A 20,178-nucleotide genomic window follows, 5' to 3' on the forward strand; every position below is an offset into this window, starting at 1 on the left:
AACGATGGATTTTGGTCTTTCAGAAGAACAAAGGCTGATCGTCGATACAACCCGAGCCTTCGTTGAAAATGAGCTTTATCCGCACGAGGCAGAAGTCGAACGTACCGGCGTTTTGCGCAAGGAACTTGCCGAGGAGTTGAAGCAAAAAGCTATAGAAGCTGGCCTTTATGCAGCCAATATGCCCGAATCCGTTGGCGGTGCCGGTCTCGATACGGTTACCTGGCTGCTATATGAAAAAGAATTGGGCCGCGCGAACTACGCGCTGCACTGGACCTGTGTCGGGCGTCCATCCAACATATTGCTGGCCGGAACCGATGCGCAGAAGGAAAAATATCTTTACCCCTGCATTCGCGGCGAAAAGTCTGACTGTCTGGCAATGACGGAACCCGGTGCTGGTTCTGATCTACGCGGCATGAAGGCGACCGCCGTCGAAAAAAATGGCGACTGGGTTGTCAATGGAACAAAGCACTTCATAAGCCATGCACTTGAAGCCGACTTCGTCATTCTCTTTGTAGCTTCCGGCGAGGAAGACACACCACGTGGCAAAAAAAAGAAGATCACTGCATTCTTCGTCGATAAAGACCACCCCGGCATGACCATCCGCGAAGGCTATCGCAACGTTTCTCATCGCGGCTACAGCAATGCGATTGTAGAATTCGACGACTGCCGCTTGCCGCAAGAAGCCATCCTTGGCGAAGTTCATAAGGGCTTCGAAGTTGCCAATACATGGTTGGGTGCCACACGCCTGCAGGTCGCCGCTACCTGTCTCGGCCGTGCAGAACGGGCGCTGGGTCATGCTATCGAATATGCTGCCCAACGTCAGCAGTTCGGTCAGCAGATCGGCAAGTTCCAGGGTGTCTCCTTCAAGCTCGCGGATATGGCAACCGAGTTGAAAGCAGCGGACCTTTTGACCTTCGAGGCCGGCTGGAAATTTGATCAGGGTACTGTCACGGATCAGGACATGGCCATGGCCAAACTCAAGGCCACGGAAATGCTGGCATTTGTAGCTGACGAAGCCATCCAGATTCATGGCGGCATGGGCCTGATGGATGATCTGCCACTTGAAAGGATCTGGCGCGACGCTCGCGTTGAGCGCATCTGGGAAGGCACTTCCGAGATACAGCGGCATATCATATCGCGTGCCCTGCTCCGCCCTCACGGTGCATGATGGCACATAAACTGGATCGTTTGCTTCGACCCAAGACCATTGCTGTTTTTGGCGGCCTTCAGGCTGCTGAAGTTATCAAGCAATCACAAAAAATGGGGTTTTCCGGCGAAATATGGCCTGTTCACCCTAAACATGATGAAATATGCGGACTAAAGGTATATCGCTCTGTCGCTGATTTACCAGCAGGTCCTGATGCCGCATTCATAGGCGTCAATCGCTTTCTCACATTGGATATTGTCCGCGAATTGCGCGAGATAGGCACTGGCGTTGCTGTCTGCTACGCATCAGGCTTCCTTGAAGCAGGCGCGGATGATGCTGATGGCGCAAGGTTGCAGCAAGAACTGGTTGAAGCTGCCGGCGAAATGCCGATCATCGGCCCCAATTGCTACGGCCTGATCAACTATTGCGATGGCGCTTTGCTTTGGCCCGATCAACATGGCGGCAGGCGGTTAGAGCAGAATGAGCGCGGCGTTGCCATCATCACGCAATCGTCCAATATCGCAATCAATATGACAATGCAGACGCGCGGCCTGCCGATTGCTCATGTTATGACCGCGGGCAATCAGGCCCAGACTGGCCTGCCCGATATGGCGATTGCGCTCCTTGAGGACGAACGGGTTACGGCTCTCGGCCTGCACATCGAAGCATTTCAATCTGCGCCAAAGTTCGAATTGCTGGCAAAACGCGCCCGTGAACTGCGTAAGCCTATTGTTGCCATGAAGGTGGGGCGCTCTGAGCAGGCACGTGCTGCGACAGTATCCCATACTGCCTCACTTGCTGGTTCCGACGCTGCTTCAGGCGCTTTTCTGAAAAGACTGGGCATTGCCCGGGTCAATTCAATTGCCTCGTTCCTTGAAACCCTCAAATTACTGCACGTACATGGACCGCTAGAGGGCAATACACTCTGCTCAATGAGTTGTTCCGGTGGTGAAGCATCTGTCATGGCGGACAGCGCCGAGGGGCGTTTGGTCCACTTTCCGCCTTTGACAATGGAGCATCGCGCCAAAGTAAAATCGACGCTTGGGCCTTTGGTGGCGGTAGCCAATCCACTCGATTACCACACCTTCATCTGGAACAATGAACCGGCATTGACCGATACTTTTACAGCGATGGTCTCTGGCGGTTTCTCCTTAAGCTGTCTCGTTCTCGACTTCCCGCGCAAGGATCGTTGCTCAGATGTTGACTGGTGGTCGACTGTTCGAGGCTTCGAAAGTGCCTTGACGACAAATAAAGCCAAAGGGGCAATCGTTGCCTCGCTGCCGGAGAACATTCCCGAGGAATACATGACCGGGCTGATGGCAAAAGGCATCGCCCCACTTTGCGGAATTACTGAAGCTTTCGACGCTGCCGAAGCCGCAGCTTTCATTGGCAAAGCTTGGAAAGCTCCAATTGGTTTGCCCGTTGCCGTTCCAAAGAATTGCATCGAACAAACAGCAACACCGGATGAAGCTCAGGGAAAGGCGATTTTGAAATCTGCTGATCTACCGGTTCCAAATGGTCAACGCTGTGTAACATCTGACGAAGCAATAGCGATCGCCAACAGGCTGACATACCCGGTTGCTCTCAAAGCCTTGGGCATTGCCCACAAGTCTGAACAGAATGCCGTCCGGCTCAACTTGAAGGACGCTGGCGCTGTCAAAGAAGCCGCTGACGATCTGGCTGGTCTTGGATCAGGTATCTATATCGAGCGCATGGTGACCGGAACAGTTGCTGAGCTTATCGTCGGAATCATCGACGACCCGCAGTTTGGTCCTGTCATGACCTTGGGCACTGGCGGCATTCTGGTGGAACTGCTCCAGGATAGTGTTACTTTGCTGCTACCGTCGAGCCGCGAGGACATCGAAGCGGCCTTACGCGCATTGCGTATGTTTCCGCTACTTGATGGTTATCGTGGCAAACCGCAGGCCGATCTCGATGCAGCTCTGGATGCAATCGTTGGTATTGCTGCATTTGCCGTGAGAAATACCGGAAAAATTGCTGAACTCGATATTAATCCGCTACTGGTTTGTGGCTTGGGACAAGGCGCTTGGATCGCCGATGCATTGCTGGTGACAAAGGGAGAACTGTCATGAACGAAGTCGTCAGAACACGTCGCGAAGGCGGCATTCTCGAAGTCACTCTTGACCGGCCAAAGGCTAATGCAATTGATCTCACCACCAGCAGGCTACTCGGTGAAACGTTCAAGAAATTCAGGGATGATCCGGAATTACGTGTTGCCATAGTGCAGACTGAAGGCGACAAATTCTTCTGTGCCGGATGGGACTTGAAAGCTGCGGCTGGCGGCGATGCTGTTGATGGTGATTATGGCGTCGGCGGTTTTGGCGGTTTACAGGAACTGCTTGACCTCAACAAACCTGTCATTGCTGCCGTCAATGGCATGGCTGTAGGTGGCGGTTTCGAACTTGCCCTCTCCTGTGACCTGATCTACGCGTCCGATCATTCAAGCTTTGCACTGCCGGAAATCCGGGCCGGAACCTTGGCAGACGCCGCAACGGTAAAACTGCCCAAGCGTATTCCTTATCATGTTGCGATGGATTTGCTTCTGACTGGCCGCTGGATGGATGTTGCTGAGGCGCATCGGTGGGGTCTCGTCAACGAGGTTCTACCCAAAGACGATCTTATGGCACGCGTGTGGGAAATTGCGCGCATGCTTGAAAGCGGCCCGCCTCTGGTCTTCGCCGCAATCAAAGAAGTTGCTCGGGAAGCGGAAAACATGGGTTTCCAAGAAGCCATGAACTGGATTACCAAGCGCAAATTCCGTACGGTGGACACACTTTACGCCTCCGAGGACGGCCAGGAAGGCTTTAAGGCATTTGCTGAAAAGCGCGATCCCGTATGGAAAGGTAAATGACGGCAGATTATTCGATACTTATCGACGAGCAGACCTGGGCCTTCATCGAACGGACCAACAGCTTCTATCCGCCAGATTCAATAGACTATTCTGTCGCCCGGCAACGTGAAGTTTACGACACCATGTGCCGGGCATTCTTCGCTGAATACCCGGAGGCGGTTTCTTCCGCAAATCGCTTCATCGAAGCTCGCAATCACCGCATACCAATCCGCATTTACGAAAAGGCCGGGAGCGATCCGGAAGCGGTTTGTCTTTATTTTCACGGTGGTGGCTTCGTTGTTGGTGGCCTCGAAAGTCACGACGACGTTTGCGCGGAACTGTGTGATGCAACCGGCTTTCGGATAGTCTCGGTAGACTACCGCCTTGCACCCGAACATCTGCATCCCGCTGCATTCCGTGATTGCCTCGCAGCCTTTGAGCATGTTGCATCAACGTCTGAACTTCACATCATTCTCTGCGGTGACAGCGCAGGCGGTAACCTTGTTGCAGCCGTTACACACCATGTACGACACCACCAGCGTGCACCGATAGGTCAGGTTTTAATCTATCCCGGGCTTGGCGGGGCAACAGATCAGGGTTCGTACCTTGAGCATGCGGATGCACCGATGCTGACAACGCGAGACACGCTCTATTACGCAGACATTCGCGGCGGTGGGTTCAATTGGTCAACCGATCCGCGCTTTGCGCCCCTGAACGACCCGGATTTTACAGAACTGCCTGACACGATTGTTATTTCGGCTGAATGCGATCCGCTATCAGATGATGGCCGCAATTATTGCGACAAGATCAGCGCTGCTGGCGGAAAGGCCATCTGGAACAACGAGCCCGGGCTGGTTCACGGATATCTGCGTGCGCGCCACGGTGTTGATCGTGCACGGGCAAGCTTCCGGCGGATTACCACCGCCGTTCACCTGCTTGGCCAGCGTCGCTGGCCCGGGCAACTCTAGCTAATTGCCAGCACTGGTCATACGTCTTGTCTTCATAGCTGTTTCCAACCAACCGAGTTCCATCTCGGGCACCGAAGACAAGAGCAAATCTGTATAATCGTCGAAAGGCGGCTTCAACACTTCAGACTTGGGTCCATAACGAACCATTTCACCGCGATACATGACAGCAATGGAGTCCGAAATGGATTTCACCGTAGCCAGATCGTGGGTGATGAAAAGGTAAGCGACGTTTTCATCCTTCTGCAAATCCAGAAGCAGCTTCAAAATTCCATCCGCTACCAGTGGGTCGAGTGCACTTGTCACCTCATCGCAGATGATGAGCTTCGGCTTTGCCGCCAAGGCACGAGCAATACAGACACGCTGTTTTTGCCCCCCGGAAAGCTCAGCAGGGTAACGATCTGCAAAGCCCTTACCCATTTCGATTTTTTCAAGCAGCTCGGCAACGCGCTTGTCCCGCTCCTTGCCTCGCATCCCGAAATAAAACTCCAGCGGACGACCAATGATGGTTCCGACCGTTTGACGCGGATTCATCGCTGTATCAGCCATCTGATAAATCATCTGCAACTCACGCAGATCATCTCGCGTGCGGTTGGCAAGTCGCGCAGAAAGCGTCCGCCCTTCAAAGGTGATTGTACCTTCCATTGGCGGCAACAGCCCTGTGATGGCACGCGCTAGGGTGGATTTGCCTGATCCGGATTCACCTACGACAGCCAATGTCTGCCCAAGATGAATATCAACTGACACTTGCTTGAGCACTTTAACGACACCGCCACCGTAAGCAGCAGTGACATTCTTCACCGAAAGAATAGGTTTGCCGGTGGAATTCTTCTGTTCGTGGGGAATGTGATGTACTGACACAAGCTGGTTCGTATATTGCTGGCGCGGTTCCTTGATAATCTGACGCGTGTCGCCATACTCAACAAGCTTTCCGTGGCGCAAAACGATGATGTCATCTGCCACTTGCGCAACCACTGCAAGATCATGGGTAATATAAAGCGCAGCGACATTTGTGTCCCGGATCGCGTCTTTAATAGACGCCAGAACATCAATCTGCGTGGTAACATCAAGCGCTGTTGTTGGTTCGTCGAATACAATCAGGTCCGGCTCAGAGCAGAGCGCCATGGCAGTCATCGCACGCTGCAACTGCCCCCCGGATACCTGATGCGGGAACCGCTGTCCGAATGTTTCAGGATTAGGCAACCCCAACTTCTTGAACAGACCCACTGCACGTTTTTCCGCCTCTGCCTTCGAACAGATTTTGTGCAGCAATGCAGCTTCGATGACCTGATCCATCAGCTTGCGGGCAGGATTGAAAGCTGCTGCGGCCGATTGCGCGACGTAACAAACTTCGCGGCCGCGGATCTGCCGCAAAACCTTGGCGCCGCCTTTCAATATGTCACGACCGTTCAGTAAGACTTCGCCGCCAGTGATACGCACACCGCCACGACCAAAGCCCATGCTTGAAAGCCCGATTGTCGATTTACCTGCACCGGACTCGCCAATCAATCCCAGCACTTTCCCACGCTCAACTTTAACCGAAACATCGTCGACTATAACGATATTCTTCGGCGGTTCGCCGGGAGGATAACTTGTTGCTTCGATACGCAGATTGCGAATGTCGAGAAGAAGGCCGCTTTTGTCTTTCAATGGAGCTTTCGCCATTATCCGCGCCCTCCCTTCAGACTGGTGGTTCGGTTCAATATCCAGTCAGCCACAAGATTGACCGAGATGGCGAGAACAGCGATTGCCGCAGCTGGAATGAGTGCTGCCGGTATGCCGAAGACGATACCTTCCTTGTTCTCCTTCACCATTCCACCCCAATCGGCATCCGGCGGTTGAACACCAAGTCCGAGGAAGGAAAGCGCCGAAAGAAAAAGCACTGCAAATATGAACCTCAGTCCTAATTCTGCAATCAAGGGTGTCAGAGCATTGGGCAGTATCTCGCGGAAGATAATCCAGATACGCCCTTCGCCGCGCAGCTTTGCAGCTTCAACGAAGTCCATCACATTGATATCGACTGCGACAGCTCGCGCCAGACGATATACGCGGGTAGCGTCCAGCAGTCCCATCACAAGAATGAGCGTAAGAACGTTTGCCGGCAGAACCGAAAGCACCACAAGTGCAAAGATCAGTGTCGGTATCGCCATGATCAGATCGACGAATCGCGACATGAGCTGATCGAACCAGCCTCCGATAACCGCAGCAGCAAAACCAAGAACCGAGCCCAGGATGAACGAGAGCGCTGTTGCCATGGCAGCAATAAAAATGGTGATGCGTGCACCAAAAATCATACGCGACAACAGATCCCTGCCCAGATTGTCAGTGCCAAGCAGGTATTTGGCCGACATGGGTTCCCACACATCGCCTACAGTCTCGCCAACGGGATACGGTGCAACCCAGGGCGCAAAGACTGCCGCAAAGATGAAGACTGCGGTGACGATAAGTCCGATCCACGCGCTGATTGGAATATTCTTTACGTTCAACATTGCGCGAGCCTCACTTGGGATGCCTGAGGCGGGGATTGGAAACAATCGCCACGATATCAGCAATGATATTCAGGCTGACATAGACAGCCGCGAAAATAAGCCCGCATGCCTGAACAACCGGCACATCGCGCTTGGCCACATGATCCACCAGATACTGACCCATACCGGGGTATACGAAGATCACCTCAACAACCACGACACCCACGACCAGAAATGCCAGATTGAGCATGACTACGTTGACGATTGGCGCAATGGCATTCGGGAAAGCGTGACGGGTGATGATCTGCAACGGTGAAAGCCCCTTCAGCTCCGCTGTTTCGACATAGGCGGACTGCATGACGTTGAGAATGGCCGCGCGGGTCATGCGCATCATATGTGCCAAAACGACGAGCGTCAGAACAGTGACGGGTAGAGCGATGGCGCTGAGCCTTTCACCCAGCGACATGCCTTCATAAACCGTAGAAACACTTGGAAACCATTGCAGACGAACGGCAACGAAATAGATCAACAGGTAGCCGGTAAAAAACTCCGGCAGCGATGTTGAAGCCAGACCAAGACCGGAGATGAGTTTGTCCACGAAACCGTTGCGATAGCGAACTGCCAGCAATCCAAGGCCAATGGCCAGCGGGATGGAAACAATTGCCGCCCAGAACGCCAGGAACAGGGTGTTCCAAAGCCTTCCTTTCAACGAGCTTGCTATATCCTGCCCGCTCGATAGAGCCGTTCCCAGATCGCCAGTCAATATGCCGCCAAGCCAATGAAGGTAGCGGATGTAGGCTGGATCATTCAGCCCCATGTCGCGCCGCAGGTTTTCAAGTGCCTGCGGTGTGGCGGACTGCCCTAGGATGGATTGCGCAACGTCTCCCGGCAGAATCTGCGTGCCGGCGAAAATCAGCACGGAAACTGCAAGGAGGAGAAGGATGCCCATCGCAATGCGTTGGGCAACCAGTTTAAGGACAGGCGTACTCATCTGCCGGGCCCTATCAGGCGTTCAGCCAGCAACGCGAAAGCGCGTAACCGCCACTCATCTCCTGATTGCCGTCCGCTACCCAACCACCAACCTTTGCACTCGTTGCATCAATGAAGTCGTTGAACATTGGAACAATAACACCGCCCTCGTCGCGAACGATGACAGACATATTGCGGTACATTGCCTTGCGCTTGGCCTCATCCAGTTCACCTCGTGCCGTGATCAGCAGCTTGTCGAACTTCTCGTTGAAGAACCGGGTATCATTCCAGTCGGCTGTCGACAGATAGGCTGTAGAATACATCTGGTCCTGTGTCGGACGACCGCCCCAATAGGATTCGGAGAATGGTTGCTTGTTCCACACCTCTGACCAGTATCCATCGCCCGGCTCGCGCTTGACCTCAATCGTAATGCCAGCCTTTGCTGCACTTTGCTGATAAAGCTGAGCTGCATCGACAGCGCCCGGAAAAGCGACGTCCGAGGTGCGAAGCAGTACCGGACCGTCGTGGCCAGACTTTTTGAAGTGGAAGGCGGCCTTGTCCGGATCATATGCACGCTGTTCGATATCGTCTGAGAACAGCGGATATGCCTTGTTGATCGGGAAATCGTTACCGACCGATCCATAGCCGCGCAGGATTTTCTGCACCATGTCTTCGCGGTTCATGGCGTATTTCAGCGCAAGCCGCAGGTCTACATTGTCAAATGGCGCCGTGTTGCAGTGAGCGATGAAGACATAATGTCCCTTACCTGCAACGTTTTGAATTGTAACGCCAGGTACGCGTTTGACCAGATCGACGATCTTTGGCTCAACACGGTTGATCATGTGCACCTGCCCTGACTGCAGGGCAGATGTACGGGCAGTCGCATCATTAATAACGATAATCTCAATCTGCTCGGCATGGCCGCGCTTGTCGCCATTCCAGTAATTTGCGAACTTCGTACCAATATGACGAACACCTGGCTCATCGGTAACGACCTTGTAGGGTCCGGTACCAATACCGGCCGTTGGTTTGTCTTTGCCACCGTTTGGCTGGATCATCAGGTGGTAATCATCCATCAGGAATGGCAAATCGGCATTCGCCTCCTTGAGTGTGAAAACAACCGTATCACCATCCTTCTTGACGCTGGCGATACCGCCCATCACGCCCAAGGCTCCGGACTTTGAATTCGCATCGGAATGGCGTTCCATGGTCGCCACAACGTCGTCCGGCGTCATGTCCTTGCCATCATGAAACTGAACGCCCTTGCGGATCTTGAATGTCCAGACCTTGGCATCGTCAGACGAGCCCCACTCCTCGGCTAGCTTTGGCTGTAATGTACCGTCCGGCTGGATTTCAACAAGCTGTTCGCCCCATTGGCGCCCGAATTTGTATGGAACCTGGCTTTGCCAAGTTGCGGGATCAAGACTGTCCGTAGAGGCGCCGCCCTGCATACCTGCTTTAAGCGTGCCACCCTTGACCGGACCTTCAGCCAAAGCTGCGCTGGTCAGAAGTGAATTGGCAAAAACTGTCGTAACGCCGAGAGCGGCAGCGCGGCCGAGAAAATCACGGCGAGAAAGCTTCCCGAGTGCGACCCTGCGGCTGAGATAGTCGAGTTCATTAGACATTTGAATTCCCCTTCTTGTTATCTGGGACGCTTTGCGTCCTTCGGTTTTCTCTAATTATGCGACCTGATATTGAAAAATTACAACCTTTAGATGCACTCTCCGATGAAGATGCTGAGCAAATTCATATGAATTTCCGATCAATCGTTTCAGCAAAATCACGCTCGAATACGACATTGTCGTTCTCATATGCTTCGATACGGCCCGTGAGATAAAACTTGTGCTTGTCCGAATGCATGCTTGTGAACGTCTCCGTTCTGATACGCCAATTGTCACGCCCCGAAATCTCTGTCCAATGGGTTTCACCCCGCGCAGACAATGGATCATCCGCCTCGATCTCCCAGCGCTCGCGCGCCACACCGCCATGTATCAGGCCATGCTCCTTGTCACACGCCTCGCCAAAATCATCTTCAATCAGCAGCGTAACTTTGCCGGTAACCTGATCGTGAAGAATCGAGCGGCTGTTGGCGCTTTTGCGCAAGGTTTCCAGTTGCCAAGGCGAAGCCGCTTCGGGCTCGGCGAATGTCCATTCGTCACCAACCGCCAATGCCCGTGAAGGAATAGCTATTTTCCCCGCTTGAACAATCAGGTGTACATGCTCTGGAGACGGCCAGACCATCGGCCAGTAGGAGGACGATATGGCAACACGCAGAGTATGCCCTTCAGGTATGCGGTAGGCGATGTCGTCAAGCTTAAAGGTTACTTCATAGCTCCTGCCCGGTTCCAACGCTTCCGGATCGGCATGACTGTTGCGATGGCAAAGATTGAACACACCGTAGGTGATGCGAGTAGACGCACCGTCCGGGTGTACATCGCAAAGTCGCACGGCGACCATTGCCACAGGTTTGTCGCTGGTCACAGAGAGCGTAATTTCAGGTGCACCGACAATATCGACAGTCTTTTCGAGAACGGTGTCATAGCATATGGAAAGCGCATCATCTCTGCGCTGATCACCGGGCATTTCAGGCCCAAGCCAGATCGCGCAATACTCACCGCTCATCATCCCGCAATCCTGCGGCGAAGAAACAAGATGCGAAAACGCATCCGCAGGCTGTGCAGACAGGCTTTTATCGGCTCGCAGATAAAAATGCTCGGCTCCAATGGTTTGTGAAGGCCATTCGCCTTCTGCAATCCACCTGCCAGCCCGTTCCGTGTACCAGCTTTTGGGCCGCACAGAATCCATCAAATAAGCTCGATATGCAGGATCGTCTTCAACGCCAGTATCAACGCCCTTCAGCCATTGATCCCACCAGCGAAGCGCTTCCTGAAGAAAACCGATACGTGGTCCGGGAACGGCAAAATGCGGATACTTATGCACCCACGGCCCAACAATTCCTTTTACCGGCGCTGTAATTCCCGTCATCAGTCTGGAGACCGCATTCTTGTAAGCGTCACCCCATCCACCGATGGCGAGCGTCGCAGCTTTGATTTTCGAAAAATCCTCGCATACAGAACCGCGCTGCCAATAGGCATCGCGTGTTTGGTGGCTGAGCCATATCGCAGGCAAAAATGGCTCGCTATCGAGACGGTCAAGCCACATGTCGCGCCATTTGCCGCCGACCAATGCGGGATCAGGAGCGCGCGACGAATATGAAAGCATTGTTGCGCCCCAGCCCAAATTCTCATTGAGCAACAACCCGCCCTTATAGTGAATATCGTCGGCGTAACGATCATCGGTCGAGCAGAGCGTAATAATTGCCTTGAGCGCATCAGGCTGCATTGCGGCCACTTGTAGCGAGTTAAAACCGCCCCACGATATGCCCATCATGCCAACTTTTCCGGTCGACCATGATTGTGCAGCGATCCAATTGATCACGTCGCAAGCATCTTGCAATTCCTGCTCGGAATACTCGTCTTCCATCAGACCTTCGGAATCGCCATTGCCACGCATATCGACACGCAGACAGGCATAGCCGTGTCCGGCAAAGTACGGATGGGTCAGATTATCGCGTGCCGTGGTGCCATCGCGCTTGCGATAGGGTAAAAACTCAAGAATGGCTGGTACGGGATTTTCATTTGCATTCTCGGGCATCCAGACACGCGCCGAAAGGCGGCAGCCGTCAGGCATGACAACGCCCATATCGGCTTGCTCTGTGATCTTATGCGGGAAAGTTTCGACCGTTCGCATTACCACCTTTCGCCCTCACATGGAGACGAAAACGGGTGATGCACGCCGGACCGAGAGCCAACGAAAATTACAATCCCATTTTCTCGTCTTTGCGAGGCGTTTTCTTATGCCCGCACTATGCGCATTTGCCCGTCGCAACAGAGCAAACACTTGCGACAAAATTCCCGCCATTTGCGCCAAACGCTATTATGCACATCAACCCAAGCGAGAAGGGATCAATTTCTCTACACGCCTGAAGAGAAAGACAATTATCCCGGTGATAATGAGATAGCCGGCAGCCAGCAGCAACAAGGGTTCATAGGTGATGAACGTATCTTGCCGAACCCTCGAAGCTACCGAATAAAGATCGACCACAGTGATAGTTGCCACAAGCGGCGTCGACTTGAGCTGCAGTACCGCTTCACCTGCCAGTGTCGGCAGGGCGCGATGAATGGCTTGAGGAAGCCAGATGCGCCGCAGGATCGTGAAACGCCGCATTCCAAAGGCACGCGCTGACTCCAGTTGACCTTTGGGCACACCAGCAAATGCACCACGCATGACTTCGCCTTCATAACCGGCATAAGACAACGTTAATGCAAGCACCGCATAGGGCCATGCCTGCCGCAGATATGGCCAAAGTTCTGATCCGCGTATCCACGGATATTGCGGAAAAAGTGAACCAAGCCCGTAGTAAAGCAGCCAAAGCTGCAGGAGCAGTGGCGTTCCCCGAATAATTGTACAGAACCAGCGTGCCGGAACAGCGAGAATGGCTGGACCCGCAGCTTGTGCCAGCCCGAGAGGAACCGCCAATAGAAAACCGAGAAAGACGGTTATGCAGAGAATCCAGATTGTTCGCCAAAGCCCCTGTAGAATAAGCCCGCTATAATTGGGCAACCAATCCCAGCGCAGGAAAAATATCGCCGATGCGACAAGCGCCACCCCTATCAACATCAAGATAATGCGATGTGGCTGCGTCCACTCATTCTTCCGGTCTGGATCAGCATCCTTATGGATAGGAAACGTTTCAAGCGGTACTTCGATTTCAGTATCAGCGATGAGGTTTGACACTATCTCGCCTCCCTGACGGACGGCATACCTCGCCTCGCCCACTTCTCAATTCGCCCCACAATGACGTTGGAGAAAAGCGTAATGAGTAAATAGAGCAAACCAGCTGCCATAAAAAACAGGAAATAAGCTTTGGTTGTTCCCGCCGCTTGTCGCGTTTCCAGCGTCAATTCGCTGAACCCCACAACTGCCAGCAACGCTGTATCCTTCGTCGCAATCAACCAAAGATTGGCAAGCCCAGGCAATGCGTAAGGTAGCATGGAGGGAAGCGTTATTCGCCGCATCATTAATGTTGGGGACATGCCATAGGCGCGCGCCGCTTCCACCTCACCTTGCGGAATTGCTTTGATGGCACCGCGCAAGACTTCTGTAGCATAGGCGCCTTGCACAAAACCGAGGACGACAATGCCTGCAACCAGACCGCTAATATCGATACGCTGATATCCTGAAGCCTCCAGAATGCGATTGATCAAATCTGTACCTGCATAATAGAGCAGCAGGATCAAGACGAGTTCCGGTACGGCCCGCACAATCGTCGTATAAATACCGGCCAAATCTCGCACGAGGGGAGAGCCATAAAGCTTGCCATAGGCACCCAGTGTCCCGATGATCAAACCCATACCGAAAGCACCCAGTGCGATCTGCAAGGAATGCATGAGACCACGCAGCAGATTGCCACCCCAGCCAGGCGGGCTTGGCGACAGCAAGACCAGCATCTGCGATAGTGCTTCAGGGATAATCGATCCGTCGGCCAAGCCGTCCTCGATTCAGCGCTGTCGCGCAATTTTTGTAAGAAGGAAATCCCGGGCGGATTAAGCGGATTAAACCGCCCGGAAAATTGCGTCGTTAGCCGCCATACATATCGAAGTTGAAATATTTCTTTGAAATTTCGTCATACTTGCCGTTGGCACGAATACCCTTGATTGCGGCATTCATTTTATCCTTGAGGCCGGTATCACCTTTACGCAGACCAACACCAACGCCCGGCCCCAACACCTCAAGGTCGTCCGCAACTTTGCCTTTGATCTCGCAACACGCTTTGCCTGCATCGGTTGCGGCAAAAGTTTCGAGTGCCAAAGCATCGGCTTGCGTGGCGTCAATGCGTCCGGCTGCAAGATCCTGATTAGCCTCGTCCTGAGTCTGGTATTCCTTGATCTCAGCTGCCGTGCCGGCGAAATGCTTTTTCACATAGACCTGGTGTACAGTCGAAACCTGTACGCCGATAATTTTGCCCTTCAATCCTTCCGGCGTTGGCTCCATCTTGACGTCTTTGGAGCCAAGAATGACTGTTGGTGTGTTGTAATATTTGTCGGAGAAATCGATCGTCTTTTCGCGCTCTGCTGTAATGGACATGGAAGCAGTGATTATATCGATCTTCTTTGTGGTCAGTGCCGGGATAATTCCATCCCAAGACACCGGCGTGATGACGCAATCAAGCTTGGCTTCTGCACAAAGCGCCATGGCAATATCGACCTCCCAGCCTTGCCATTTGCCCGATGCATCAGGAGAGGCAAAAGGCGGATAAGGTTCTGCTGCAATCCCAACTTTGATTGTCTCGGCGTTCGCCATGCCGAGTCCGGCCAGCACTACAAAAGCTGCGACCGTTGATTTCAGTAATGTCTTCATCATCATCTCCACTCTTGCTGTTCCCCGGGATTATTTCCCGTATTATTTATTCCGTTTATGAAACTGTTCGGATAAACTGTTTTAAACGTTCAGATTTTGGCGACCCGAACAATTCCTCTGGCGGACCTTCCTCTTCAACGATACCGTTGTGCAGGTACATCACATGACTTGCCACTTCGCGTGCAAACTTCATCTCATGCGTCACAAGCAGCATGGTTCGACCTTCTTTCGCCAGGTCGGCAATGACCTTCAAAACCTCTCCCACCAGTTCAGGATCAAGCGCTGAGGTTGGCTCGTCGAACAACATCACGCGCGGCTGTATCGCCAATGCGCGAGCGATGGCACCGCGCTGCTGTTGTCCACCGGAAAGATAGGCCGGATAAACGTCACGCTTGGCAGATAGACCTACGCGCTCAAGAAGTTGTTCGCCAATAGCAATTGCTGCATCCCGTTTCATACCCAGCACATGCACGGGAACTTCAATGACATTCTGCAGCAGGGTCATATGCTGCCAGAGATTGAAATTCTGAAAAACCATACCGAGACGGCTACGTATACGTTCAATCTGGCGGCGATTGGCTGGATATTGCCCACCAGCACCATCGCTCACCATTTCAATGTCTTCGCCATTGATACGAATGACACCGCTGGTCGGGTTTTCAAGAAAATTTATGCAACGCAGGAAGGTGGACTTGCCGGAACCGCTGCCACCGATAAGGGCAACAACATCACCATCTCTGGCAGTCAGAGACACACCTTTCAGGACTTCAAGCGCACCAAAGCGCTTATGTAAATTCCACACATGGATGGCTTCAGCCTGTTCGGCCGTCTGCGGTTGGAGCGGGTTAATTGAAACCGCATCGCTCCCCATCATACGCACATTCCCATTCGTCCAAGCTGTGCACGATTACTCATGACAATTCTGATCCGCCTCTTTTGTCAGCACAGGTCTCATTTGCCTGAATTAACCGCATCACACCACTTGCGCTCTAATTATGCAAGCGTATAAATACTTGCAGTAGCAATTTTTTGAGAGCATTCCGCGATGAGCGCATTCGGTTCCCAATCCATGGCCCTCCCTCTGAAGCGCGTCATCATGCGCATGCCTGATCGCGTCATGGCTGGCGCAGAGCGTGATGTATGGCACTATGGTCCTCAATTCGATCCGCGCAAGGCGTCTGAACAGCATAGTGTGTTTGCTGATCTCGTTGCAAAATCAGGTGCCGATATCACCTGGATACGCGATGGCAATGATGGCCTTTCAGACTCGATATTCACCCATGACCCGTCACTCGTAACTGATAAAGGCGCGGTCCTCCTGCGCATGGGTAAAAGTCTCCGGCTTGATGAGCCCGATCTGCATGAGGAAACCTATCGTGAGATGGATGTGCCGATTCTTGGCCGTATTGAAGCGCCCGGTACTGTAGAAGGCGGCGACTGTGTATGGGTAGATAGCAAAACGCTGGCCGTTGGACGCGGCGTTCGCACCAATCAGTCCGGCATTGAGCAGTTGGGCGCAATCCTTAGCCCCCTCGGCATCACAGTTCTCGGTTTCGATCTGCCACTCTGGCAAGGCGAAGAGGCTTGCCTGCACTTGATGTCTATTATTTCGCCGCTCGCCGAAGACCTCGCGCTTGTTCACCTACCGCTTTTGCCTGCGGCCTTCTATCAACTTTTGAAAGAACGTGGTGTCAGGCTGGTTGTAGCTCCGGAAGAAGAGTTTGCTTCGAGTAACGGCCTTAATCTCAATGTTCTACCAACAGCACCTTATGAAGTGATCGCTGTTGCCGGTTTCGAAAAAACCAAAGCGGCCATGGAAGCTGCGGGTTGCACGGTTACAACATTCGATGCCGATGCCCTATGCATCGCCTGCGAAGGTGGCCCAACCTGCCTTACCCGACCTGTCTGGCGCCAATGAAAACACAAACCGCCACCCGTAAGAGCTTTCGCCGCGAAGGTGAAGACAAGCGCCGTGAAGATTTAATCGCGGCAACTCTTCAATGTGTGGCGGAACGTGGTCTTGCCGGGGCAACGGTACGCGAAATTGCATTGCGCGCTGACGTCACTCCGGGTCTGATACGTTATTATTTCCCCGCCAAGGATGATTTGATTGGAGCCGCTTATCGTGCCGTCATGAACCGCATGACAGTTCAGGCAAGCGACGCGCTGGAGAATGCTGATTCTGATCCTCGTGCCCGTCTCAGTGCTTTTGTCACCGCCAATCTTGGCGCGCCCATTATGGACCCGCATAATCTTTCGCTTTGGGCTGGTTTCATAGGTCTCGTACATGCGGACCCCTCAATGGCAGCGGCACACCGTGACGGCTATCTGGGGTTCCGCGATGAACTCGAAGCTTTAATCCGTGACGCTTTGCTAGCTGCTTTCAAGCCCGCCGAAAAATCTGTCACCCGCCGTCATGCTATAGCCATCAACGCCATTATCGATGGATTGTGGCTGGAAGGCTGCTTGGCCGGTGATATTTTTGCTGATGGGGAGTTGGCTGAAACGGGCATTGCCGCTATCGAGGCGGTTCTTGGAGTTTCTCTTGCAATTGAAGGAGGCGCGAAATGATGCGCTTTGCGTCTGTTACCGAACGTTTGGCCGGACTGGGCTCCGATAAATGGGCTGTACATATTCGTGCCCGTGAAATGAAACGCGCCGGTAACGAAATCATCGAACTGACCATCGGCGAGCCTGACATCCCTACCCCTACGGATATGATGGATGTTGCGGAAAATGCAATGCGCTCGGGCCGTACCGGCTATTCCAATGGTCGCGGCGAGCCTGCCGTCCTTGCGGAATTGTCGAAAAAATACACTGCCCGCACGGGCAGGCAGATCGATCCGGATAACATCATGTGCTTTCCAGGCACACAGACAGCTCTATCACTGGTCATGCTGGGTCTGGCCGAGGAAGGTGATGAGATTATTACTGGCGACCCGCTTTATGCTACCTATGATGGTGTTGTGCGTGCAACTGGCGCAACCCGTGTCTCGGTGCCGCTTCGCCCTGAGAAGGGTTTCCGCATGCAGGCGGCTGATCTTGAAAAAGTCATAACACCCAACGCCAAGGTGCTTCTTCTCAATACACCACACAACCCAACCGGCGCTGTGTTGAGCGAAAATGAAGTTGCGGAAATTGGCGAAGTCTGCCGTAAACATAATCTTTGGATCGTTTCCGACGAGGTCTATGAACTGCTGATTTTCGACGGCAAGTTTGCATCACCGCTTGATCGGCCCGAATTGGCAGATAGCACGATAGCTGTTGCCTCAATCTCAAAATCACATGCCGCTCCCGGTTTCCGCAGCGGTTGGTGTGTCGGTCCAAAGGAATTTACGCAAAAACTGTTGCCCTTATCAGAGTCAATATTGTTTGGCGTCCAACCCTTTATTGCCGATATGACCGCCTATGCATTAAGCCAGCCTGCCGCCGCCGCAGCGACTATGAAGGCAAACTTCCTGCGGCGCGCTCAAATGATTTCCGAACGGCTGGACGGCATTGCAGGAATCTCTGCCAAGCCGCCGCAAGCTGGCATGTTCATTCTGGTGGATATTCGCGCAACCGGCCTTTCCGGGCAGGATTTTGCCATGCGCTTGCTGGAAGAAGAACTTGTGGCTGTCATGCCCGGTGAATCCTTCGGCAAAAACCTTTCTGGTTACCTACGGCTCAGCCTGAGCGTTGCTGAAGACAAGATTGATGCCGCGTGCGCGGGCATTGTCCGCCTCGCTTCCCGCTTGCAACAACGGAAATCCGCATGACCACTGTCGGTGAAGCTCTCGTCCAATTGCTTGAATCTTATGATGTCGATACGGTTTTCGGCATTCCGGGCGTCCATACAATCGAACTTTACCGAGGCCTTGCAGGCTCCAAAATCCGTCATATCACTCCGCGCCATGAACAAGGTGCCGGGTTTATGGCCGATGGTTATGCTCGCGCAACAGGAAAGCCAGGCGTAGCTTTTGTCATCACCGGCCCCGGCATTACCAACACCATTACAGCGATGGGACAGGCTCGTGCGGACTCCATTCCAATGCTGGTTATTTCCGGCGTCAACCAGCGGGAATCATTAGGCAAAGGCATGGGCTTTCTGCACGAATTGCCAAATCAGCGTGCCATGCTGCAAACAGTCGCCATGTTCTCACATCGCATCGAAAAGCCGGATGAGCTACCGATTGTTCTGGCGCGCGCTTTCGCTCTGTTTGCATCACGCCGACCCGGTCCTGTACACATCGAAATTCCTCTCGATATAATGGCACTGCCCCTCGACAACGCTACACGTCTGGTCTCGGATGCTCCGATACCGCAAGCATCGGCAGAAACAATGGCAGAGCTAATGCGTCTCTGCCTCAATGCTCAACGGCCAGTGCTGATGATTGGTGGTGGAGCGAAAGCCGCAGCTAATGGTTTGAAAACACTTTCCGAAAGGCTTGATGCTCCGGTTATCGCAACAACCAACGCACGCGGCATCATGCATGATCATCCTCTGCTGGTTCCTGCCAGCCCCAGCCTGAAAGCCGTGCGCGAGCTCATCGCAGAAAGCGACCTTGTCATCGCTATTGGTACGGAAATGGGCCCTACCGATTATGATATGTATGGTGATGGCGGTTTTCCCGAGCTAAAACGCTTCGTCCGCATCGATATTGATGCAAGTCAGCTGGACCGCTGGCCGGCATTCTTGCCCATTGAGGCTTCAGCCAAAGAAACCGTTGAGAAATTGGCTGCAGCGCTGCCGGAACGTCGCAATGCGCAAACGGGTGAGGATCGTGCCCGCAAGGCCCGCGAAACTGCGTGGGCTGACATTGGCGCCCGGACTCAAGGTCAGATAAAATTCCTCAATACATTGCGCGATACATTGCCAAATTCGTTGATAGTGGGTGATTCCACACAGACCATCTATTCCGGCAACATGTATTACGATCATGATCGCGTGGGCGGATGGTTCAATGCAGCAACCGGTTTTGGTGCACTGGGTTTCGGGCCACCAGCGGCCATTGGCGCATCGCTCGGCAAGCCGGACACCACGACCATATGCATTGTCGGCGATGGCGGGTTTCAGTTTGTCTTGGGTGAACTCGGTGCGGCAATCGACGAGAAGGTGCCGGTCATCTTTATCGTATGGAACAATCAGGGTTATCAGGAAATCGAACGGGCAATGGTTGAGGTAGATATCAACCCTGTTGGTGTCCGTCCTTCTGCTCCTGACTATATCAAGATTGCCGATGCCTATGGCCTACCCTCAAAGCGGTTGGCCAATATTGATGAACTCCCTGAAGCGCTGTTAGCGGCCAAGGCAAGCAGAAAGCCATATCTTATTGAAATAGATGAAAAATTGGTTGGCTGATAAACTTTCATCAGCCA

Annotated in this window: 17 protein-coding genes; 8 read left to right on the top strand and 9 right to left on the bottom strand. The window is 53.2% G+C overall.

Features of this window, described 5'->3' with window-relative positions:
- Positions 1-4 precede the first annotated feature (4 nt).
- From PMI41_RS23670 to PMI41_RS23685, 4 genes are read left to right on the top strand one after another with little or no spacing between them, the layout of a single operon-like run.
- Positions 5-1,168: an acyl-CoA dehydrogenase family protein gene (locus PMI41_RS23670; RefSeq protein WP_008129141.1), complete on the top strand. Its 1,164-nt coding sequence runs from the start codon at positions 5-7 to the stop codon at positions 1,166-1,168.
- On the top strand, positions 1,165-3,240 hold the full coding sequence (locus PMI41_RS23675; protein ID WP_008129143.1) for an acetate--CoA ligase family protein: 2,076 nt from the start codon (positions 1,165-1,167) through the stop codon (positions 3,238-3,240). Before PMI41_RS23670 ends, PMI41_RS23675 begins: the two co-directional genes overlap by 4 nt.
- On the top strand, positions 3,237-4,019 hold the full coding sequence (locus tag PMI41_RS23680) for a carnitinyl-CoA dehydratase (protein ID WP_008129144.1): 783 nt from the start codon (positions 3,237-3,239) through the stop codon (positions 4,017-4,019). Before PMI41_RS23675 ends, PMI41_RS23680 begins: the two co-directional genes overlap by 4 nt.
- Positions 4,016-4,966: an alpha/beta hydrolase gene (locus PMI41_RS23685; protein WP_008129146.1), complete on the top strand. Its 951-nt coding sequence runs from the start codon at positions 4,016-4,018 to the stop codon at positions 4,964-4,966. The genes PMI41_RS23680 and PMI41_RS23685 overlap by 4 nt, the downstream gene beginning before the upstream one ends.
- Here PMI41_RS23685 and PMI41_RS23690 read toward each other — a convergent pair whose 3' ends face one another.
- The 9 genes from PMI41_RS23690 to PMI41_RS23730 all read right to left on the bottom strand — a co-directional run bounded on the left by PMI41_RS23690 (position 4,967) and on the right by PMI41_RS23730 (position 15,691).
- Entirely contained in the window at positions 4,967-6,628 is a 1,662-nt protein-coding gene (locus PMI41_RS23690) for an ABC transporter ATP-binding protein (protein WP_008129148.1), read from the bottom strand.
- The gene (locus PMI41_RS23695) at positions 6,628-7,449 is read right to left on the bottom strand and encodes an ABC transporter permease (RefSeq protein WP_202949309.1); all 822 of its coding nucleotides are present in this window, start codon (positions 7,447-7,449) and stop codon (positions 6,628-6,630) included. The genes PMI41_RS23690 and PMI41_RS23695 overlap by 1 nt, the downstream gene beginning before the upstream one ends.
- Before the next feature lie 13 nt (positions 7,450-7,462).
- Positions 7,463-8,422 carry an ABC transporter permease gene (locus PMI41_RS23700; RefSeq protein WP_008129150.1) on the bottom strand — a complete coding sequence of 320 codons (960 nt, stop codon included), beginning with the start codon at positions 8,420-8,422 and terminating at the stop codon, positions 7,463-7,465.
- Between the two features lie 13 nt (positions 8,423-8,435).
- A complete protein-coding gene (locus tag PMI41_RS23705) occupies positions 8,436-10,025 on the bottom strand; it encodes an ABC transporter substrate-binding protein (RefSeq protein ID WP_008129151.1) in 1,590 nt (529 codons plus the stop codon).
- A gap of 121 nt (positions 10,026-10,146) precedes the next feature.
- Positions 10,147-12,150 carry a CocE/NonD family hydrolase gene (locus PMI41_RS23710; protein ID WP_008129153.1) on the bottom strand — a complete coding sequence of 668 codons (2,004 nt, stop codon included), beginning with the start codon at positions 12,148-12,150 and terminating at the stop codon, positions 10,147-10,149.
- Between the two features lie 195 nt (positions 12,151-12,345).
- Positions 12,346-13,080, bottom strand: coding sequence for an ABC transporter permease subunit (locus tag PMI41_RS23715; RefSeq protein WP_081497194.1), 735 nt, complete (start codon positions 13,078-13,080; stop codon positions 12,346-12,348).
- A gap of 116 nt (positions 13,081-13,196) precedes the next feature.
- The gene (locus tag PMI41_RS23720; protein ID WP_052025973.1) at positions 13,197-13,910 is read right to left on the bottom strand and encodes an ABC transporter permease; all 714 of its coding nucleotides are present in this window, start codon (positions 13,908-13,910) and stop codon (positions 13,197-13,199) included.
- Positions 13,911-14,040: 130 nt separating this feature from the next.
- The gene (locus PMI41_RS23725) at positions 14,041-14,823 is read right to left on the bottom strand and encodes a transporter substrate-binding domain-containing protein (protein ID WP_193372111.1); all 783 of its coding nucleotides are present in this window, start codon (positions 14,821-14,823) and stop codon (positions 14,041-14,043) included.
- A 52-nt stretch (positions 14,824-14,875) separates the two neighbouring features.
- Positions 14,876-15,691: an ABC transporter ATP-binding protein gene (locus tag PMI41_RS23730; RefSeq protein WP_086003550.1), complete on the bottom strand. Its 816-nt coding sequence runs from the start codon at positions 15,689-15,691 to the stop codon at positions 14,876-14,878.
- A gap of 174 nt (positions 15,692-15,865) precedes the next feature.
- Here PMI41_RS23730 and PMI41_RS23735 point away from each other — a divergent pair, with 174 nt between their 5' ends.
- Genes PMI41_RS23735 through PMI41_RS23750 form a run of 4 tightly spaced genes read left to right on the top strand, consistent with a single transcriptional unit; the run spans position 15,866 to position 20,161 of the window.
- Positions 15,866-16,738, top strand: a complete 873-nt coding sequence (locus PMI41_RS23735; RefSeq protein ID WP_008129158.1) for an arginine deiminase family protein — start codon at positions 15,866-15,868, stop codon at positions 16,736-16,738.
- Entirely contained in the window at positions 16,735-17,391 is a 657-nt protein-coding gene (locus PMI41_RS23740; protein ID WP_008129159.1) for a TetR family transcriptional regulator C-terminal domain-containing protein, read from the top strand. The genes PMI41_RS23735 and PMI41_RS23740 overlap by 4 nt, the downstream gene beginning before the upstream one ends.
- Positions 17,391-18,578, top strand: a complete 1,188-nt coding sequence (locus tag PMI41_RS23745; protein ID WP_040856707.1) for a pyridoxal phosphate-dependent aminotransferase — start codon at positions 17,391-17,393, stop codon at positions 18,576-18,578. Before PMI41_RS23740 ends, PMI41_RS23745 begins: the two co-directional genes overlap by 1 nt.
- The gene (locus PMI41_RS23750; RefSeq protein ID WP_008129163.1) at positions 18,575-20,161 is read left to right on the top strand and encodes a 5-guanidino-2-oxopentanoate decarboxylase; all 1,587 of its coding nucleotides are present in this window, start codon (positions 18,575-18,577) and stop codon (positions 20,159-20,161) included. The genes PMI41_RS23745 and PMI41_RS23750 overlap by 4 nt, the downstream gene beginning before the upstream one ends.
- Positions 20,162-20,178 lie beyond the last annotated feature (17 nt).

Source organism: Phyllobacterium sp. YR531 (assembly GCF_000282595.1).
Lineage (GTDB): Bacteria > Pseudomonadota > Alphaproteobacteria > Rhizobiales > Rhizobiaceae > Phyllobacterium.